This window comes from Paenibacillus sp. cl123 (genome assembly GCF_900101595.1).
Lineage (GTDB): Bacteria > Bacillota > Bacilli > Paenibacillales > NBRC-103111 > Paenibacillus_G.
The window spans coordinates 34,183-52,667 of the sequence record NZ_FMYY01000034.1; the positions used below are offsets into that span (position 1 = coordinate 34,183).

At 54.1% G+C, this 18,485-nt stretch carries 20 protein-coding genes and 1 other annotated feature; all 20 genes read right to left on the reverse strand.

Features of this window, described 5'->3' with window-relative positions:
* Nucleotides 1–18: 18 nt before the first annotated feature.
* The 20 genes from rpoB to pssA all read right to left on the reverse strand — a co-directional run bounded on the left by rpoB (nt 19) and on the right by pssA (nt 18,471).
* Entirely contained in the window at nt 19–3,555 is a 3,537-nt protein-coding gene (gene rpoB, locus BLR08_RS29110) for a DNA-directed RNA polymerase subunit beta (protein WP_083537559.1), read from the reverse strand.
* A gap of 383 nt (nt 3,556–3,938) precedes the next feature.
* The gene (locus BLR08_RS29115; RefSeq protein WP_072338035.1) at nt 3,939–4,538 is read right to left on the reverse strand and encodes a class I SAM-dependent methyltransferase; all 600 of its coding nucleotides are present in this window, start codon (nt 4,536–4,538) and stop codon (nt 3,939–3,941) included.
* 226 nt (nt 4,539–4,764) lie between these two features.
* Nucleotides 4,765–5,127 carry a 50S ribosomal protein L7/L12 gene (gene rplL, locus BLR08_RS29120; protein WP_072338036.1) on the reverse strand — a complete coding sequence of 121 codons (363 nt, stop codon included), beginning with the start codon at nt 5,125–5,127 and terminating at the stop codon, nt 4,765–4,767.
* Nucleotides 5,128–5,192: 65 nt separating this feature from the next.
* Nucleotides 5,193–5,705: a 50S ribosomal protein L10 gene (gene rplJ, locus BLR08_RS29125; RefSeq protein WP_072338037.1), complete on the reverse strand. Its 513-nt coding sequence runs from the start codon at nt 5,703–5,705 to the stop codon at nt 5,193–5,195.
* 173 nt (nt 5,706–5,878) lie between these two features.
* Nucleotides 5,879–6,044: a sequence feature (ribosomal protein L10 leader region), on the reverse strand.
* 56 nt (nt 6,045–6,100) lie between these two features.
* On the reverse strand, nt 6,101–6,793 hold the full coding sequence (rplA, locus tag BLR08_RS29130; protein ID WP_072338038.1) for a 50S ribosomal protein L1: 693 nt from the start codon (nt 6,791–6,793) through the stop codon (nt 6,101–6,103).
* Between the two features lie 80 nt (nt 6,794–6,873).
* A complete protein-coding gene (rplK, locus tag BLR08_RS29135; protein WP_072338039.1) occupies nt 6,874–7,299 on the reverse strand; it encodes a 50S ribosomal protein L11 in 426 nt (141 codons plus the stop codon).
* A 39-nt stretch (nt 7,300–7,338) separates the two neighbouring features.
* On the reverse strand, nt 7,339–7,872 hold the full coding sequence (gene nusG, locus BLR08_RS29140) for a transcription termination/antitermination protein NusG (RefSeq protein ID WP_072338040.1): 534 nt from the start codon (nt 7,870–7,872) through the stop codon (nt 7,339–7,341).
* Between the two features lie 28 nt (nt 7,873–7,900).
* Nucleotides 7,901–8,113 (reverse strand): preprotein translocase subunit SecE, encoded by a 213-nt coding sequence (secE, locus tag BLR08_RS29145; protein ID WP_072338041.1) that lies wholly within the window; start codon nt 8,111–8,113, stop codon nt 7,901–7,903.
* A gap of 19 nt (nt 8,114–8,132) precedes the next feature.
* A complete protein-coding gene (gene rpmG / locus BLR08_RS29150; RefSeq protein ID WP_072338042.1) occupies nt 8,133–8,282 on the reverse strand; it encodes a 50S ribosomal protein L33 in 150 nt (49 codons plus the stop codon).
* 305 nt (nt 8,283–8,587) lie between these two features.
* Nucleotides 8,588–9,232, reverse strand: a complete 645-nt coding sequence (gene sigH, locus BLR08_RS29155; RefSeq protein WP_072338043.1) for an RNA polymerase sporulation sigma factor SigH — start codon at nt 9,230–9,232, stop codon at nt 8,588–8,590.
* A gap of 115 nt (nt 9,233–9,347) precedes the next feature.
* A complete protein-coding gene (locus BLR08_RS29160; protein ID WP_072338044.1) occupies nt 9,348–9,863 on the reverse strand; it encodes an NYN domain-containing protein in 516 nt (171 codons plus the stop codon).
* Nucleotides 9,864–9,900: 37 nt separating this feature from the next.
* Nucleotides 9,901–10,641 (reverse strand): 23S rRNA (guanosine(2251)-2'-O)-methyltransferase RlmB, encoded by a 741-nt coding sequence (rlmB, locus tag BLR08_RS29165; RefSeq protein ID WP_256257840.1) that lies wholly within the window; start codon nt 10,639–10,641, stop codon nt 9,901–9,903.
* Between the two features lie 46 nt (nt 10,642–10,687).
* On the reverse strand, nt 10,688–11,209 hold the full coding sequence (locus tag BLR08_RS29170; protein WP_083537560.1) for a Mini-ribonuclease 3: 522 nt from the start codon (nt 11,207–11,209) through the stop codon (nt 10,688–10,690).
* On the reverse strand, nt 11,206–12,603 hold the full coding sequence (gene cysS / locus BLR08_RS29175; RefSeq protein WP_072338046.1) for a cysteine--tRNA ligase: 1,398 nt from the start codon (nt 12,601–12,603) through the stop codon (nt 11,206–11,208). The genes BLR08_RS29170 and cysS overlap by 4 nt, the downstream gene beginning before the upstream one ends.
* A 6-nt stretch (nt 12,604–12,609) precedes the next feature.
* Nucleotides 12,610–13,260: a serine O-acetyltransferase gene (gene cysE, locus BLR08_RS29180; RefSeq protein ID WP_072338047.1), complete on the reverse strand. Its 651-nt coding sequence runs from the start codon at nt 13,258–13,260 to the stop codon at nt 12,610–12,612.
* A 400-nt stretch (nt 13,261–13,660) separates the two neighbouring features.
* Nucleotides 13,661–15,112, reverse strand: coding sequence for a glutamate--tRNA ligase (gene gltX, locus BLR08_RS29185; protein ID WP_072338048.1), 1,452 nt, complete (start codon nt 15,110–15,112; stop codon nt 13,661–13,663).
* Nucleotides 15,113–15,159: 47 nt separating this feature from the next.
* The gene (gene ispF / locus BLR08_RS29190; protein WP_072338049.1) at nt 15,160–15,645 is read right to left on the reverse strand and encodes a 2-C-methyl-D-erythritol 2,4-cyclodiphosphate synthase; all 486 of its coding nucleotides are present in this window, start codon (nt 15,643–15,645) and stop codon (nt 15,160–15,162) included.
* Nucleotides 15,642–16,355 (reverse strand): 2-C-methyl-D-erythritol 4-phosphate cytidylyltransferase, encoded by a 714-nt coding sequence (gene ispD, locus BLR08_RS29195; RefSeq protein ID WP_072338050.1) that lies wholly within the window; start codon nt 16,353–16,355, stop codon nt 15,642–15,644. The genes ispF and ispD overlap by 4 nt, the downstream gene beginning before the upstream one ends.
* Before the next feature lie 129 nt (nt 16,356–16,484).
* A complete protein-coding gene (locus BLR08_RS29200; protein ID WP_072338051.1) occupies nt 16,485–17,585 on the reverse strand; it encodes a PIN/TRAM domain-containing protein in 1,101 nt (366 codons plus the stop codon).
* A 148-nt stretch (nt 17,586–17,733) separates the two neighbouring features.
* A complete protein-coding gene (pssA, locus tag BLR08_RS29205; RefSeq protein ID WP_072338052.1) occupies nt 17,734–18,471 on the reverse strand; it encodes a CDP-diacylglycerol--serine O-phosphatidyltransferase in 738 nt (245 codons plus the stop codon).
* Nucleotides 18,472–18,485: the final 14 nt, after the last annotated feature.

Here is an 18,485-nt window from a genome sequence, read left to right on the forward strand (position 1 = left end):
GTGGCAGCTCAGCGCTTCTTACTCAACGCCCATCTCTGCGCCTTCCAAATTCAAGTTCAGCTTATCGCTGGTCACTTCGTCCTCATCGTCCATCTCTCTCATCTCGATCTCCTGCTCATCTTCCGAGAGAATCTTCACGTCCATGCCCAAGCTTTGCAGCTCCTTGATCAGAACCTTGAACGACTCAGGAACGCCAGGCTCCGGCACGTTCTCGCCCTTCACGATGGACTCATACGTCTTGACGCGACCGACGACATCATCGGACTTGACGGTCAAAATTTCCTGCAGGGTGTACGCCGCTCCATAAGCTTCAAGCGCCCACACTTCCATCTCCCCGAAGCGCTGTCCGCCGAACTGAGCCTTACCGCCCAGCGGCTGCTGCGTTACGAGCGAGTAAGGACCCGTGGAACGGGCATGAATCTTATCGTCGACCATGTGCGCCAGCTTGATCATATACATGACCCCCACCGTTACTTCACGCTCGAACGAATCTCCCGTACGCCCGTCATACAGCGTCGTTTTACCGTTGCGCTGCATGCCGGCCTCTTCCATCGCATCAAACACGTCATACTCGCGCGCTCCGTCGAATACCGGCGAGGCGGTATGAATACCGAGGAAACGAGCCGCCATGCCCAAGTGAACCTCAAGCACCTGACCGATGTTCATCCGCGAAGGAACGCCCAGCGGGTTCAGAACGACTTCGACCGGCGTGCCGTCCGGCATGAACGGCATGTCCTCTTCCGGCAAAATCCGGGCGACGACACCTTTGTTACCGTGACGTCCAGCCATTTTGTCACCTTCGGAAATTTTCCGCTTCTGAGCGATATAGACGCGAACCAGCTGGTTGACGCCAGGAGGCAGCTCATCGCCGTTTTCGCGGGTAAATACTTTCACGTCGACGACAATCCCGTCGGTACCATGCGGCACACGCAGGGACGTATCGCGAACCTCGCGCGCCTTCTCTCCGAAGATCGCATGCAGGAGGCGTTCTTCTGCCGTCAGTTCCGTTACGCCCTTAGGCGTTACTTTACCGACCAGAATATCGCCGGCGGCAATCTCGGCGCCTACACGGATGATTCCGCGCTCGTCGAGATTTTTCAGCGCGTCTTCCCCGACATTCGGGATATCTCGTGTAATTTCTTCAGGTCCCAGCTTCGTATCACGGGCTTCGGACTCGTATTCTTCAATATGGATGGATGTGTACACATCCTCCTTCACCAAACGCTCGCTGAGCAGGATCGCATCCTCGTAGTTGTAGCCTTCCCAAGTCATAAATGCTACGACGACGTTGCGCCCAAGCGCCAGCTCGCCTTGTTCAGTCGAAGGACCGTCAGCCAAAATGTCGCCGACACGCACCTGCTCGCCCTTGTGGCAAATCGGCCGCTGGTTGATGCAGGTTCCTTGGTTGGACCGAAGGAATTTGTGCAGCTTGTGCTTCACGATATCGCCGTTGACCAGGCGTCCGTCGACCATCTCCTGCTTGCGCACCCAAATCTCGTTCGCAGACACCTTCTCCACGACGCCATTCACCTTCGAAACGATACATACGCCGGAATCCTTGGCCGACTTATGCTCCATCCCGGTACCGACCAGCGGAGCCTTCGGAATCAGTAGAGGAACGGCCTGCCGCTGCATGTTCGAACCCATGAGCGCACGGTTGGAGTCATCGTTCTCAAGGAACGGAATGAGCGCCGTAGCCACGGACACAACCTGCTTAGGCGATACGTCCATATAATCGACTCGCTCTTTGGCGATGCGAAGGTTATCGTCCTTGTAACGAACGATAACGGTATCGTTGGCGAATTTGCCGTCTTCCGTCAGCTCCGCGTTCGCCTGAGCGACCACATAGTTATCTTCTTCGTCAGCCGTCAGATAGGAGATATCTGCCGTGACGATGCCTGTATCCGGATCAACGCGGCGGTAAGGCGCCTCGATAAAGCCGAATTCATTGACCCGCGCGAACGTCGACAAGGAGTTGATAAGTCCGATGTTCGGACCCTCCGGCGTCTCGATCGGGCACATCCGTCCATAGTGGGAGTGATGCACGTCGCGGACCTCGAAGCCTGCGCGCTCACGCGTCAGACCGCCAGGTCCGAGCGCAGACAGACGACGCTTATGCGTAAGCTCGGCAAGCGGGTTCGTCTGGTCCATAAACTGCGACAGCTGGGAGCTTCCGAAAAACTCCTTGATCGATGCAATAACCGGGCGGATATTGATCAGCTGCTGCGGGGTAATGGTATTTACGTCCTGAATCGACATCCGCTCGCGAACGACGCGTTCCATACGGGAGAGACCGATCCGGAACTGGTTCTGCAGCAGCTCGCCCACGGAACGCAAGCGGCGGTTGCCCAGGTGGTCAATATCGTCCGTGCTGCCGATTCCGTGAAGCAGATCAATAAAGTAATTGATCGAAGCGATGATGTCGGCAGGCGTAATATGCTTAACGGACTTATCGATCTTCCCGTTGGCGATAACCTTGACGATTTTGCCATCCTCGATCGGCGAGTATACATGGATGCACTGCAGCGGGATGCGCTCATTCTCCATCACGCCGTTCGCGATGCTGTATTCCTTGAACCCGACGCTGTCCTCGAGATAAGGCAGAATCGTATCCAGCAGACGACGGTCGATCAGTTGACCGGCCTCCGCGATGATCTCGCCCGTGCTTGCATCCGCCAGTGTTTCAGCCAGCTTTTGGTTGAACAAGCGGTTTTTGATATGGAGCTTTTTATTGATCTTATAGCGACCGACGTTCGCCAGATCATATCTCTTCGGATCGAAGAAGCGCGCAACGAGCAAGCTTCTTGCATTATCCAAAGTCGGAGGCTCGCCCGGACGAAGCCGCTCGTAAATCTCGATCAGAGCCTTGTCCGTCGAATCCGTGTTATCTTTATCAAGCGTGTTGCGGATGTATTCGTCATCGCCCAGCAGCTCAAGAATTTCGGCATCGGAACCGAAACCAAGCGCGCGGAGCAGTACAGTTACAGGAATTTTACGAGTACGGTCGATGCGCACATAAATGATGTCCTTGGCGTCCGTCTCCAGTTCCAGCCATGCACCGCGGTTCGGAATGACCGTTGCGGTGTAAGTTTTCTTCCCGTTTTTATCGACTTTAGTGCTGAAATATACGCTAGGGGATCGAACCAGCTGGCTGACGATTACCCGTTCGGCGCCGTTAATAATAAAGGTCCCCGTCTCTGTCATGAGAGGGAAGTCTCCCATGAACACTTCTTGCTCTTTAACTTCACCGGTTTCCTTATTGATCAGCCGCACTTTCACACGAAGCGGTGCTGCGTAGGTGACATCGCGTTCCTTGGATTCGTCTACCGAATACTTGGGCTCTCCGAGAGAATAATCGATAAATTCCAGCACCAAATTCCCCGTAAAATCCTGTATCGGGGAAATATCCTGGAACATTTCGCGCAATCCCTCATCCAAAAACCATTGATATGATTTTTGTTGGATTTCGATCAGGTTCGGAACTTCCAAAACCTCATGAATCCGAGCGTACGACCTGCGTTTACGTCGACCTAATTGAACAAGATGACCCGCCAACTTAGATTCACCCCTCATGTTCGTTCATATGAACAAAATAAAAGCCTCTCTGGAAGCCTTCTCGACCAAAATCTCGCGAAGTCAAACTTCTTTTAGAAGCTTCTAATCCTGATGCAAAATAATAGACCAATCTCCATGCATTCCTACCACAAATTTCTCCATACCTTGTAGGGTTTACCTAAAATCTAAACATTATACGTCAAATGCATAAACTTTATTCAACCCGGTACAAAAAAAGTTCTTGACATTTTAGCAAACTAAAGAGAAATAGCCCAATCATAATGCTGACATTTTATAATAATATCACATCACCACATACAAGTCAACATTTTTCCAGTCCCGGGCATGCATACTATCACAAGTGAGCGGAAACGGCTAGGCTGCTACTGTTTCGTTGCTTGTACAATCCAATATCCTTTATCTCGCTCTACTTCTTTCACTTCGGCAAACAACATCTCCAGCTTGGCATAAGCGGAAGGAGCGCCCTGCTTCTTCTGAATGACCACCCAAAGAGAGCCGCCAGGCTTAAGCGCTTCGCACGCCTGCTCAAATATGCTGTGCACGATCTCCTTGCCGGCGCGGATCGGAGGATTGGTGAGCACCACGTCGAAACGGTTGTCTTGCACGGCTTCCAACCGGTCGCTCTGCATAATAGTCACATTCTGAATCCTGTTCGCCTCAGCATTTTGCCTCGCCAGCTCGACCGCCCTCTCGTTGATATCCACCATCGTGACATGGCCCTTCGCCGCGAGCAGCGCCGCGCTTAAGCCGATCGGCCCGTAACCGCAGCCCACATCCAGCACTTGGGCATTGTCCGGAAAGCTCATCGTCTCGATCAGCAGCTTCGATCCGAAATCCACGCCCTTCTTCGAGAATACGCCCGCGTCCGTAAGCAGCATAAGCTTGTGCCCCCGCAGCGTCTCCTCCAGCCGGTGCAGGTCATGGCGGGCGCCGGGCTTCGCCGAATAATAATGTTCCGTCATGGCCAAATCCTCCATTTGTCAAGTGATGCGCACATGCTCCAGCAGCAGCTTTTCTTGATACACCCATCAGCAGGTCCAATTGATGTCGGAAGAAAAATGTCCGCTGAAACCTTCTGCAACCCCACTCGGCATTTCCTTCCCCACTGCATATTCCGATCCGATGCGCTAACAACAAAACCCCTTGCGGAGGTCAGCCTCGAGCAAGGGGTCTGTCGCCATGCTAAAATTACTTCACTTCTACGGAAGCGCCTGCTTCTTCCAATTTTGCTTTGATGGAATCTGCTTCTTCCTTGCCAATTTTTTCTTTGATTGGCTTTGGTGCGCCGTCTACGAGGTCTTTTGCTTCTTTCAGACCCAGACCTGTGATTTCGCGAACCGCTTTGATAACGTTGATTTTGGAAGCGCCAGCGTTGTTCAGGATTACGTCGAATTCAGTTTGCTCTTCGACTTCTGCTGCTGCGCCGCCTGCTACTACTGCTACAGGAGCTGCTGCTGTTACGCCGAACTCTTCTTCGATTGCTTTAACCAGATCGTTCAGTTCCAGTACAGTCATGCCTTTGATGGCTTCCAAGATTTGCTCTTTGCTCATGGTTAAACCTCCATTATATCCATTAAGATATTTGATTTTGGGTTCTTGCGGATCGTGCGGTAGTACTACGCTTCTTGCGCGCCGCCTTCTTGCTTGTCAGCGACAGCTTTGACCGCGAGGGCAAAGTTGCGCATAGGAGCTTGAAGGACGCTAAGCAACATGGACAGCAAGCCTTCGCGGGAAGGCAGCTCTGCCAAAGCTTTGATTTGGTTGAAATCTACGACTTTACCTTCAACCACGCCTGCTTTGACTTCCAGCTTATCATTTTTCTTAGCAAAGTTCGTCAGAATCTTTGCCGGCGAGATGATATCGTCTTTGCTGAATGCGATCGCAGTAGGACCTGTCAGATAGGAATCCAATTCGGTCAGTTCTGCACCAGCCGTCGCACGACGCACCAATGTATTTTTCAACACTTGGAACTCGACGCCGGCTTCACGCAATTGCTTGCGGAGCTCAGTTACTTGAGCAACGTTCAAGCCACGGTAGTCGGCAACGATTGCGCAGGAGCTGCCTTTCAGCTTTTCCGCTACTTCCGTTACTTGTGCCGCTTTGTGTTCGATAATTTTTGCGTTTGCCATTTTGCACCTCCTACAAGTTTCTGTTAAGAAACTGCTTCGTAAGCATAAGCTCGTTTTCCAGAGGAAAACTGACTTCGTAAGCATAACCCTTGAGTTTCTGTTAAGAAACCTGCCAGGCTTCGTCCTTATCGTAAACATCGTCCGCACATGTCGAGCGTCTGCGGAGGCATCTTCGCTGCAAGCAAAAATGCCTTCGCAGACAAGAGCGAAGGCATGATGATTCCCATATTCCATAAGCTGTGAAGCTTTGAATATCGAACGTTTATCATAACACCTCGGCAGGAAATTAAGACCGAAAGCTCAGTCACCTGCTGTCTACGGTAAGCATATTCGTTTGTTAACAACGTAGAATAGGTTAGCACAGCCGACTTCAAAAGTCAACCGGCAAGCTTTTCCTAGCGTTGGCCAGTTGCGTTGACGCGAGCGCTCGGACCTTGCGTCGAGGATACCGCGATGTTCTTCAGGTATACCCCTTTGGCAGCAGCCGGTTTCGCTCTGTTCAGCGCATCGATCAGGGCTTTGAAGTTTTCTGCGAGCTTCTCGGCATCGAAGGAAACTTTCCCGATCGGAGCATGGATTTGTCCGGCTTTATCCAGACGGTATTCGATTTTACCTGCCTTGATCTCCTGAACGGCTTTCGTTACGTCGAAAGTAACGGTGCCCGCTTTAGGGTTAGGCATCAAACCTTTACCACCCAAGATACGACCGAGCTTACCGACTTCACTCATCATGTCAGGCGTAGCTACGCAGACATCGAAGTCGAACCAGCCTTGCTGGATTTTGTTGATCATGTCTTGATCGCCTACGAAGTCAGCGCCGGCAGCTTCCGCTTCCTTAGCTTTCTCGCCTTTGGCGAATACAAGCACACGCTTGGTTTTACCTGTGCCGTGAGGCAGTACAACTACGCCACGAACAGCCTGGTCTTGCTTACGCGGGTCTACGCCCAGACGTACAGCCACTTCGACGGTTTCGTCGAACTTGGCGCGTGCCGATTTCTTAACGAGCTCGATCGCTTCGAGCGGCTCGTAGAATTTTTCGGCGTCGATCAACTTGGCAGCTTCCAAGTATGTTTTGCCGTGTTTAGCCACTTTAAAGTCCTCCTATGTGGTACTAGCGGAATATCCTCCCACCGATTGCCTTGCCTTTTGCCGGGTCTTGAAGTCACGAATTAGTCTTCGATGACAACGCCCATGCTGCGAGCCGTACCTTCAACCATGCGCATAGCAGCCTCTACGGATGCAGCGTTCAGGTCAGGCATTTTTTGCTCGGCGATTTCGCGTACTTTGGAACGCTTAACGGTTGCGACCTTCTTCTTGTTCGGTTCGCCGGAGCCTTTCTCGATACCGGCAGCTACACGAAGCAATACGGCAGCCGGAGGCGTTTTGGTCTCGAACGTAAACGAACGATCCTCGAACACCGTGATAACAACCGGAATGATCAACCCTGCTTGATCTGCCGTACGAGCGTTGAACTCTTTGCAGAACGCCATGATGTTGACCCCTGCTTGACCCAGTGCAGGACCGATCGGCGGCGCCGGATTCGCTTTCCCTGCAGGAACTTGCAGTTTCACCATTTTAATTACTTTTTTAGCCATGTGTGACACCTCCTCGCATGTAGTATGGCAGCTTCACGCCTACAGCTTTTCTACCTGATGATAGTCCAGCTCAAGCGGAGTTTCTCTGCCAAACATATTGACGTGAACCTTCAGCTTGCTTTTGTCGACCAGTATTTCCTCCACGGACCCAACAAAGTTGGCGAACGGGCCGACTTTCACGCGCACCGTATCCCGAAGCTCGAAATCGATCTTCGGTTTCGGCTCTTCCATACCCATATGCTTAAGAATAGACTCCACTTCCTCCGGAAGCAGCGCCGTCGGTTTCGAACCGGAACCGGTCGAGCCGACAAACCCGGTAACGCCAGGGGTATTGCGCACGACATACCAGGAATCGTCCGTCTGGATCATCTCCACAAGCACGTATCCCGGGTACACTTTACGCATAACCGTCTTCTTCTTACCGTCTTTATTCACAAGCTCTTCTTCCATGGGAACGAGCACGCGAAAGATCTTGTCCTTCATGTCCATAGATTCCACACGTTTTTCTAAGTTAGCCTTCACCTTGTTCTCATACCCGGAGTAGGTATGTACGACGTACCATCTCTTTTCCATTCCCATTAGCGCCACCAATCAGCCTAGATTATTTAAACACGAGGCGAAGCAGCTCCGAAATACCTAAGTCCAGAACGTAGAAGTACACCGTCACGAAGATGACCGTAAATAACACGACCAGCGTGTAACTAATCAGCTCTTTACGGCTAGGCCACTTTACTTTTTTCAACTCGGACCATGCGTCCCCAAAAAAAGAAAACGTGCTGCCGAATCCCTGCTTCACTTTAGCCAAAAAGGACACAACCTACACCTCCAAAAAACTAGCGAGTTTCGCGATGAGCCGTTTGTTCATTGCAATACTTGCAATATTTCTTGAGCTCCATGCGGTCAGGATGGTTGCGCTTGTTTTTGGAAGACGCATAGTTTCTTTGCTTGCAGTTTGTGCACGCTAATGTGATGATCACCCGCATGATGTACACCTCCTACGGACCAGCCTCTGATTTACAGCCTTGCCCGATCAGCAAAAAAAACGCCTACTCGGCTAAGGCTACCTGAATACATTATCACACGGCCATTCTTCTGTCAAGGAAATAGGAAGAGCTGCTCGGCATCCCTGTCGTCCTTTTCTACCAGTATAGGCATCCGGGCTGTCGGTTAAACGCACGCCGTCCGCATCCCGCTTGCCATAAGACGGAAACCGGTCGCCTGCGGGCTCTCGCCGTCCTGCTCTCCTCAATGAAAAAGAGCACCTTCTCCATAAAAGGAAAGGTGCTTGCTATGCGTCGCGAACTTCCAAATATCTCTCCAGCTTGCGTTTGACCCGCTGCAGCGCATTGTCAATCGACTTCACATGACGGTCAAGATCGACGGCAATCTCTTGATAGGATCGCCCATCCAAATATAGCATCAGCACTTTGCGCTCGAGGTCGCTTAGAATCTCGCCCATCTTATCCTCGAGACCGCTGAATTCCTCTTGATTGATAATCAATTCTTCCGGATCGGACACACGCGAGCCGCAGATTACGTCAAGCAACGTTCTGTCGGAATCTTCGTCGTAAATAGGCTTGTCCAGGGATACGTAAGAATTGAGAGGAATATGCTTCTGTCTGGTTGCCGTCTTGATGGCCGTGATGATCTGACGGGTGATGCAAAGCTCGGCAAACGCCTTGAAGGAGGCAAGCTTATCGCCGCGGAAGTCGCGAATGGACTTATACAGTCCGATCATACCTTCCTGTACGATATCTTCTCGATCGGCTCCGATCAGAAAGTATGAACGGGCCTTGGCACGAACGAAATTACGATACTTGTTGATCAAGTACTCCAGCGCATCGCTGTCGCCTTCGCGGACCGCTTCGACTACGTCTTCGTCAGCCTTGAGGTCGTATTCGCACATTCTCAATTCTTTGAGGTCGACACTCACCACAATCCCTCCGGCCTGCGCTTGAAAGATAAGGCTAGTATACATTATGTAATCTAACATCGTCAATAAAATTCGACTTGCATATGCTTGCCATAGCGGGATGTCCTGAGGCGTTTCATCGCCCCCTGCGCAAATCCTCCAGCCGCTTTCTAAGCTCGTCACTCAGCGTATTGTCGACCGTATTGCGCCGGGTCTCCGCTTCCTGGCGAATTTTGCGGCGAACCTCGCCTCTGGCCTGCCGCACCTTGACCAGCAGCTCTCCGGCCGGCAGGCGGAACGCCCCCTTGCCGAAGATCACGTGCTGCTCCGTCATGTCGGAAGTAGCCACATAGACCTGCTTGCGGCGTCCGACATGCGTCGTGACAAGACGCTCGATCAACTCGTCGGCCGTCTCCTTCTCCTTGGTGAAGTACACCGGCAGCTTGCTCTGCACGTATTTGCGGCCCAGCCCCGGCACATAGTACGCATCGAACACGAGGATCACCTTCATCCCCGTGAAGGACTGGTACTCCGCCATGATCTGGATCAGGCGGTCGCGCGCCTCCTCAAGCCGGATATCCTTCAGCTTCTGCAGCTCGGGCCAAGCCCCGATGATGTTGTATCCGTCCACGATAAGAATTTCCTGAATCATAACGTCCACCTGCGGCAGGCCGGCGGCCCCAGCGCCGTCATTTGACAGCGTGCCGCTGGCGGACTACTTCGTACATGAATACCGCTGCCGCCACCGAAGCATTCAGCGAGTTGATTTTTCCGAACATAGGGAGCTGAAGCAGAAAATCGCATTTTTCACGGATGAGCCGTCCGATTCCCTTGCCTTCATTGCCGATGACGATAGCAAGCGGAAGACGGAGATCCGTCTGGTAGAGCGGCGCCTTGGCGCCGACATCCGCGCCTGCGATCCATACTCCCCGCTCCTTGAGCTGCTCGATCGTCTGAGCCAGATTCGTTACGCGCGCCACGGGCACATATTCGACCGCTCCTGCGGAAGTCTTCGATACCGTAGCGGTGAGCGAGGCGGAACGGCGCTTCGGGATGATGACTCCATGCACGCCCGTACAGTCGGCGGTCCTCAGGATGGAGCCCAGATTATGCGGGTCCTCGATCTCATCGAGAATCAGCAGGAAAGGCTCCTCGCCCTTGGCCGCAGCCCGGGCAAGCAGCTCGTCCACATCGACGTAATCATAGGCGGCGACCTGCGCGACAACTCCCTGATGCTGCAGCCCCTCCGCCATCTGATCCAGCTTGCGCTTGTCCACGAACTGCACGATAACGCCGTGCTGCTTGGCCTCCGCGATAATCGGCTGGGTCAGCTGCTTCTGGGCCTGCTCGGCGATCCATATTTTATTGACCGTGCGGCCTGAACGGAGCGCTTCCAGTACGGAATGCTTGCCTCCAATAAGATCTTCCACGATGGTGTCCCTCTTCTCTTCGGTTATTTTATGGCTGTCCGCCCGTTCAGGCTTCATCCCGCTCCAGAGCTAGCTCCAGCAGGAACCGCAGCCGCTCCCAGCGGCGCGTATAATACAAGTAGCCGATCAGACATTCGAAGGCCGTACTGTGCCGGTATTCAAGCACATCGGCATTTTTCGCCGTCGTGCCCGACTTGGCGTTGCGGCCCCGCTTCACGATATCCGCTTCTTCCTCGGACAGAAGCGGAAGCCAGCGGGTCAGCGCCTTGGCCTGAGCCTTGGCGGATACGTATTTCGTAGACATGCGGTGCAGATGATCCGGCTTGTGATTCGTTTGCGAGATCACATATTGGCGGATGAACACCTCATAGACCGCATCCCCGGCATAAGCGAGCACAAGCGGATTGAGCAGCCTCGGCTCCCGCGCAGGCGGGTAAGCGAACAGGTTCAGCGCGAACGGATCACAGGACTCGTCCCGGGAAGCCGCCCCCGCCGCCGAACCCGCGGCATCCGACTGCTGCGCCTGGAGGCTCCCGTCTTCATCTCTTCGCAGCCCGTTGTCGCTCATTTGCGCCGCCAGCGGATGCCTTGCGGCGTATCCTCAAGTACGATGCCGCGTCCGGCGAGCAGATCGCGGATTTCGTCGGCCCGCGCCCAGTTTTTGCTTTTCCGCGCTTCCGTCCGGTCTATGATCAGCTGCTCGATCTCGGCGTCCAGCAGCTCTTCGGCATCCTCAGGAAGAATACCGAGCACCCCGTTCATCGCTCCGAATCCGTCCAGTAGCAGCTTGATCGTCTGAGCGTTCACATGGTCCCGGCTCAGGTACGGATTCGCTACATTGACCAGCTCGAACATCGCGGTGATGGCATCCGGCGTGTTGAAGTCATCGTTCATCTTCGCTTCGAACTGCGCCTTCACCGCTGCGGCGGCCGCCGCGACTTCCGTATCGGCTTCCGGCGCATCCGCCGTCTTCAGCCGGTGCTTCAGGGACGAGCGGCAGTTTTCCAGACGCGCCAGGCTTCCTTTGGCCTGCTCGACCGCTTCGTCGCTGAAGTTCAGCGGGTTGCGATAATGGCCGGACAGCATGAAGTAGCGGATGATCTCCGCAGGGATCGACTTAAGCAACTCATGCACCGTAATGCCGTTGCCAAGCGATTTGGACATTTTCTCATTATTGATGTTTACAAAGCCGTTATGCATCCAATAGTTGCTCATCGTATGGCCGGTCAATCCCTCGGATTGCGCAATTTCGCATTCATGATGCGGAAATGTCAGGTCTTGACCGCCTCCGTGGATATCGATCGTATCGCCGAGATACTTGCGCACCATGGCGGAGCATTCGATATGCCAGCCGGGACGGCCTTCTCCCCATGGGCTGGACCAGCTGATCTCCCCTGGCTTCGCGGCTTTCCAAAGCACGAAGTCCTGCGGATTCTCCTTGCGCCGGTCTACATCAACCCGGATGCCGAATTGAAGCTCCTCGAGATTCTGCTGCGACAGCTTGCCGTATTCCGCAAAGCTCCCCGTCCGGAAGAACACATCTCCTTTCGCCTCATAAGCCAGTCCCTTCGCCTCGAGTTCGGAGATAAAGGCGATAATCTCCTTCATATTCTGCGTCACCCGCGGATGAACATTCGCTTCCCGGACGCCAAGTCCCTTGGTGTCTTCGTAATAATGCCGGACGAACAGATCGGCCACCTCAGGGACCGTCAGGTTCATCTCGGCCGCTTTTTTGATCAGCTTGTCGTCGACATCAGTGAAATTCACGATAAAGTTGACCTCGTATCCGCTATATTCCAGATATCTGCGCACCACATCGAAGAAGATGACGGGTCTTGCATTCCCGATATGAATAAAATCGTATACGGTCGGACCGCAGACATACATCTTCACTTTGCCCGCTTCGAGCGGTACAAAGGCTTCCTTCTGCCGGCTCATCGTATTGTAAATAGTAAGCGTCATGGATCGTTATCCTCCGTTCTTATGCTCCAGTTCCAGCTCTGCCAGCCTTCTCTTCAATTCTTCCATCTGCTCCTGCGTATTCCGGAACATCTCAATGACCGGGTCAGGGAGCTTGTCATGCTCCAGCCGGCCGATCCGCACGCCATCGCGCTTCACGACGCGTCCCGGGATGCCGACAACCGTACTATTGGGCGGGACCTCCGACAGCACAACCGCGTTGGTTCCGATCCGGGAGTTGTCTCCTACGGTGAAGGAGCCCGTCACCTTCGCTCCTGCGGAGATGACTACGTTATTGCCGATCGTCGGATGACGCTTGCCCTTTTCTTTGCCGGTGCCGCCGAGCGTCACCCCATGGTAGAGCAGCACATCATCGCCAATTTCGCAGGTTTCCCCAATCACGACCCCCATCCCGTGATCGATAAAAAATCGCCGCCCGATCACCGCGCCCGGATGAATCTCGATGCCGGTCATAAACCGGCTGATCTGCGAGATAATTCTGGCCAGCGTATACCACTTCCGCTTGTAGAGCCAGTGGGCGATCCGATGAGACCACAGGGCATGCAAGCCCGCATAGGTGAAAACGACCTCGAACCAGCCTCTGGCGGCAGGATCATTTTCAAAAATGGTAGCGATATCTTCTTTCATTCTGCCGAACATGATTCAGGACCCCGCCTTCGTTTATCCTCTCCTGAAAGCCGCTCCAAACCAAAAAGCCTCCGCAGCCGTCAAAGGCTGCAGAGGCGTGTCGATTCGCGGTTCCACTCTGCTTAGCGCAAACTCCGAATCTCCGGCTTCCGCCGAGCTCCGCTCCATTCGCGCATCTTGCTCGTTCGTATCGTGAACGCTACGGCCAAACTACCCTGAGCCCAGAAACTGCCTGTGCGCAGATCGTCTTAACAGCTCCCGGGTGCACTTCCGCCGATGGTGGACTGGATGACTTGCAGCCGGCTGTCAGCCGGTCATCCTCTCTGTGAATCCCCCGTTATCGCCGTACTCTCCCGTTCGACGCCATATTGGATATTGGTTTGTTTACGATGTTAGCAGAAATGCCGCCTGATTACAATAATTTATTAACCCGTTCAAGCACCTTGTCGCGGCCAAGCAGATGGATCGTCATGTTCAGATCAGGCCCATGCATCTGTCCCGTCAAAGCGACGCGGATGGTCATGAACAGCGGCTTGCCTTTATACCCGGTCTCGGTTTGGACAGCCTTGATCATCCCCTTGATCGCATCAACGCCGAAATCTTCAGCGGCTGCAGCCTGCTTCCGGAAGGCGCCCAGCACAACCGGAGCATGCTCTTCTCCGAGCAGCGCTCCCGCTTCCTCGTCAAGCTGCACGTCCTCGCGGAAGAACAGCTCGGACAACGGCACGATCTCTGCGGCATAACGCAGCTGGTCCTGGTACAGCCGGATCAGCGCGCGCGCCCAATTGTGCTGCTCCTGGCTAAGCTCGGCAGGCAGCAGACCCGCCTTCTGCAGATGAGGCAGCGCAAGCTCTGCGATCCGCTCAGGGTCCGCCTTTTTGATATAAGTGTTGTTCATCCAGTTAAGCTTGTCCATATCGAACACGGCCGGACTTTTGGACACGCGGTCCAGATCGAACTGCTCGATCAGCTCTTCCTTGGAGAAAATCTCCTCCTCGCCCTTCGGCGACCAGCCTAGCAGCGCGATGAAGTTGACGACCGCCTCCGGCAAGTAACCGAGCGACTGGTATTGTTCGATGAACTGGATGATGGATTCATCCCGCTTGCTCATCTTCTTGCGGTCCTGGTTAAGGATCAGCGCCAGATGGGCGAACTCGGGGACAGGCAGTCCCAGCGCTTCGTACATCATAATTTGCCGCGGCGTATTCGTCAGATGCTCTTCTCCGCGGATGACAAGCGTAATTTTCATCAGATGATCGTCCAGAATAACGGCAAAGTTATAGGTCGGGATGCCGTCGGGACGTACAATAATAAAGTCGCCGATGCCGTTCGTCTCGAATTCGACTTTGTCCCGGATGCGGTCGGTGAACGCTATCGTGCGGTCTGCCGGCACCCGGAAGCGGATGGACGGCTTGCGTCCTTCTTCCCGGTATTGCTGCTGCTGCTCGGCTGAGAGGTGACGGCATTTGCCCGTATACATCGGCATCTCGCCGGCGGCTTCCTGGCTCGCCCGCTCCGCTTCGAGCTCCGCCTCCGTACAGAAGCAGTAGTAGGCATGTCCGTCATTAAGCAGCTGCTGGGTGAATGGCTGATACAGCTCAAGCCGCTCCATCTGACGATATGGACCGTACGGACCGCCGATATCGACGCTCTCATCCCAATCCACGCCAAGCCAGCGAAGTCCGTTCAGCTGGTTGTCGACGCCTGACTCCACATGCCGGGTCTGATCCGTATCCTCGAAGCGGACGATGAACTGCCCTCCATGCCTGCGGGCGTACAAATAGTCGAACAACGCGGTGCGGGCACCGCCGATATGTAAATGTCCGGTCGGACTCGGCGCATATCTTACGCGAACGTCTGCCATCTCCTGACTCCCCTTCCATGTTCACTAAACCTAATGAATATAATGTGTTATGATAGCACATTTTGAAGCAGACAAACAATCGCCTGTGCCGCGATCCCTTCCCCGCGCCCGGTGAAGCCGAGCTGTTCGGTCGTCGTCGCTTTTACATTAATCTGAGACGGCTCCGCGTTCAGCGCGGCGGCAATCCGCTCCACCATCGCCGGAATGTATGGCGCCATCTTGGGCTTTTGCGCGATGATCGTCAGATCCGCGTTGCCCAGCCGGTAGCCTGCCCCAACCGCCAGCTTCCATACATGGAGCAGGAGCTCGTAGCTGTCGGCATCCTTGTATTCGTCGGCCGTGTCCGGGAAATGCTTGCCGATGTCCCCCATGGCCAGCGCTCCCAGAATAGCGTCGCTAAGGGCATGCAGCAGCACATCGGCATCCGAATGACCAAGCAGTCCCTTTTCATAAGGAATATCGACGCCGCCTATTATGCATTTGCGCCCTTCCACCAATTGGTGTACGTCAAAACCTTGCCCCACGCGAATCATTCGTTTCCCTCTCCCCTGACATTGCGTAATATCCACTCCGCCCAAGGCATATCCTCCGGCGTCGTGATTTTGATGTTATAATAGTCGCCTTCCACAACCGAAACGCTTCTTTCCAGACGCTCGACGAGCATGGCATCGTCCGTGCCTGTGAAATTTTCCCGCCGGGCCCGTTCATGAGCCTCAAGGAGCAAAGCATGACGAAAAGCTTGCGGGGTTTGAATCGCCCACAAGCTGCTGCGGTCCGGTGTCGCCGTGATGACTCCCTCGCCGTTCACGATCTTGATCGTATCCTTCACAGGAACGGCAAGAACCGCCGCATCCGTGACCCAGGCCCGTTCCAGACATGCCTTCACATGATGAGAGGCCGCGAACGGACGGACGCCGTCATGGACAAGAACCCATTCGATACCGGAAGGCAATGCCTTCAAGCCTTCATACACCGAGTCCTGCCGCTCTCGCCCGCCGCTGATGATACGGGCCGTCTTGCTCAGCCCCTCCTGCTCGATCCAGCGGCGGCAGCGCTCCACATCATCCGCTCCGGTCACCAGCACGATCTGATCGATAAACGTCATCCGCTCCAAGGCCCGCAGCGTATGTATAAGTATCGGCTTATCGTCCAGCCGCAAATACTGTTTGCTTTCCGCCGTACCCATGCGCGTGCCTCTTCCGGCCGCTACGACGACAACACCTGTCTTGCCATTCAACCCCATCACCGCCTGCCAACGTCCAGCAGCATCGAACGTACGTTCCGGACCATGAGAAACAAGCAAGGGGAGCCTATCCCCGTCCCTCTACCGCCAAACGTAAGGTTCGATGCGCATATCTTCTATCATAACGGTTTAGAGCGCTTTTTCCAATAGCTTGGGCTTGGCAAAAATCATCCGGCCCGCCGATGTCTGCAGCACGCTCGTCACCAGCACGTCCAAGGTCGTGCCGATAAATTCGCGGCCGCCCTCCACGACGATCATCGTTCCGTCATCCAGGTAAGCGACTCCTTGACCATGCTCCTTGCCGTCTTTGATCACCTGAACGAGAATTTCTTCGCCCGGCAGCACGACTGGCTTCACGGCGTTGGCCAGATCGTTGATGTTCAGCACGGACACTCCCTGCAGCTCGCATACTTTATTCAGATTAAAGTCATTCGTGATGACCTTGCCGCGCAGCGCCTTGGCCAGCTTGACCAGCTTGCTGTCCACCTCCGAGATTTCTTCAAAATCCCCTTCGTAGATCAGCACCTTGACGTCCAGCTCCTTCTGGATTTTATTGAGGATATCCAGACCGCGGCGGCCGCGGTTGCGCTTCAGCAGGTCGGACGAGTCCGCAATATGCTGAAGCTCCTCCAGCACGAACTCGGGAATAACAAGCGTGCCTTCGATAAAGCCGGTTTTGCAAATATCGGCAATTCTGCCGTCGATAATGACGCTGGTGTCCAGAATTTTATGTTCCTCGAAGCCCTTCACCTCTCCTTGCGCCCCGCGCCGCCCACGCGCTTCTCCACGTTTTTCCAGCATCGCCAGCAGCTCTTCCTTCTTCACAAGCCCCAGCCTGAAGCCGGTGAATGCCAGCACGCCGATGATCAGCATATGCAGCAGCGGGTTGGAGAAGCCTGTCCGCTCGAGGGGAAACAGCAGCAGCGAGGAAAGCAGCACCCCGACTCCCATGCCTGAGGAACCGGCGATCAGATCGACGATCGGGACGGATGCGATGCGCTCCTCGCCATCCCGGATCGTACGCAGCATATGCTCCAGCGCCCAGTTACTCACGGAGTAGAAGACCACAGCAACAACTATGAACATCCAGACCGCTTGCCCTCTTATCGCCTCCACTCCCATGACCGACGCCATGGCTTCAAACATGGGGGTCCCGAACGCTTCGCTCCACTGTACGCCCAAGGTACCGCCGATCACGGCAAATAAAAGCTGAAACCATTTTTTCACCATAGACTTCACCTCCAAATATTTCCTAGTCTTCGTTACAATTATGATCCAAAAGCGGGTCCGCTAATCCCGTCAGCCGAAGAAAAAACAAAAAAAGCATCTATCTCCCCGGAAGGAAAATAAATGCTTTTCATTTTCGGCTATGTTTTTATTACATTCCCGTAGACCGGGATTCCGCTTCTTCCAGCTCTTTTTTCCGCTTGCGGCGGGCAAAAAAGAAGGCTCGATCAACGTTTTTTTTTAAACCGTACAGCGCGTAAAGCAACAGCGGCACGAAGATAAGCTTGGAAAGCGTCCCTGGAAATTTAACGGCCAATACAACAGCGATGACGACAACGACCGGAGTAATCCAGATCGCGGCTTTCGGAATGCCGATTTTCTTAAAGTTCGGGTATTTGACAGTGCTCACCATCAGGTAAGACAGAAGAAGCGTCGACAGGACAAGCACAAGCGTGCTCAGTTCTTGATGGAACAAAGCGAGCGTACACAACACACCACCGGCGGCAGGGATGGGAAGCCCGATAAAATAGCCGGGAGTACCGGCAACGACATTGAATCTGGCCAGGCGAAGCGCTCCGCAGATCGGGAACACAGCGGTTACGATCCAGGCCGCCGCCGCATTCAGCTCGGTGAAGGCTACCACATACATGATGAAGGCGGGAGCAACTCCGAATGAAATGACGTCGGACAACGAATCCAGCTCTTTGCCGAACTCGCTCTGGGCGTTCAATGCACGAGCCACACGTCCGTCCAAACCGTCCAGCAGCATCGCTACAATGACCATAATCGCCGCAAGCTCCGGTTTGTTGTTAAAGACGGATATTATGGCGATGATCCCGAGAAACAGATTCCCAATCGTAAAGACATTGGGTAGAGATTTAGTTATCATGGATTAGTCCACCT

Bases quoted from the DNA above. Each gene is read 5' to 3' on its own strand.
- rpmG (WP_072338042.1), bottom strand. From the start codon at position 8,282: ATGCGGGTGATCATCACATTAGCGTGCACAAACTGCAAGCAAAGAAAC.
- BLR08_RS29200 (WP_072338051.1), bottom strand. From the start codon at position 17,585: ATGGTGAAAAAATGGTTTCAGCTTTTATTTGCCGTGATCGGCGGTACC.
- ispD (WP_072338050.1), bottom strand. From the start codon at position 16,355: ATGGGGTTGAATGGCAAGACAGGTGTTGTCGTCGTAGCGGCCGGAAGA.
- nusG (WP_072338040.1), bottom strand. From the start codon at position 7,872: ATGGAAAAGAGATGGTACGTCGTACATACCTACTCCGGGTATGAGAAC.
- cysS (WP_072338046.1), bottom strand. From the start codon at position 12,603: ATGACGCTTACTATTTACAATACGATGAGCCGGCAGAAGGAAGCCTTT.
- gltX (WP_072338048.1), bottom strand. From the start codon at position 15,112: ATGGCAGACGTTCGCGTAAGATATGCGCCGAGTCCGACCGGACATTTA.
- rplK (WP_072338039.1), bottom strand. From the start codon at position 7,299: ATGGCTAAAAAAGTAATTAAAATGGTGAAACTGCAAGTTCCTGCAGGG.
- rplL (WP_072338036.1), bottom strand. From the start codon at position 5,127: ATGAGCAAAGAGCAAATCTTGGAAGCCATCAAAGGCATGACTGTACTG.
- cysE (WP_072338047.1), bottom strand. From the start codon at position 13,260: ATGTTCGGCAGAATGAAAGAAGATATCGCTACCATTTTTGAAAATGAT.
- pssA (WP_072338052.1), bottom strand. From the start codon at position 18,471: ATGATAACTAAATCTCTACCCAATGTCTTTACGATTGGGAATCTGTTT.
- ispF (WP_072338049.1), bottom strand. From the start codon at position 15,645: ATGATTCGCGTGGGGCAAGGTTTTGACGTACACCAATTGGTGGAAGGG.
- BLR08_RS29170 (WP_083537560.1), bottom strand. From the start codon at position 11,209: ATGAGCGACAACGGGCTGCGAAGAGATGAAGACGGGAGCCTCCAGGCG.
- rplJ (WP_072338037.1), bottom strand. From the start codon at position 5,705: ATGGCAAACGCAAAAATTATCGAACACAAAGCGGCACAAGTAACGGAA.
- BLR08_RS29115 (WP_072338035.1), bottom strand. From the start codon at position 4,538: ATGACGGAACATTATTATTCGGCGAAGCCCGGCGCCCGCCATGACCTG.
- BLR08_RS29160 (WP_072338044.1), bottom strand. From the start codon at position 9,863: ATGATTCAGGAAATTCTTATCGTGGACGGATACAACATCATCGGGGCT.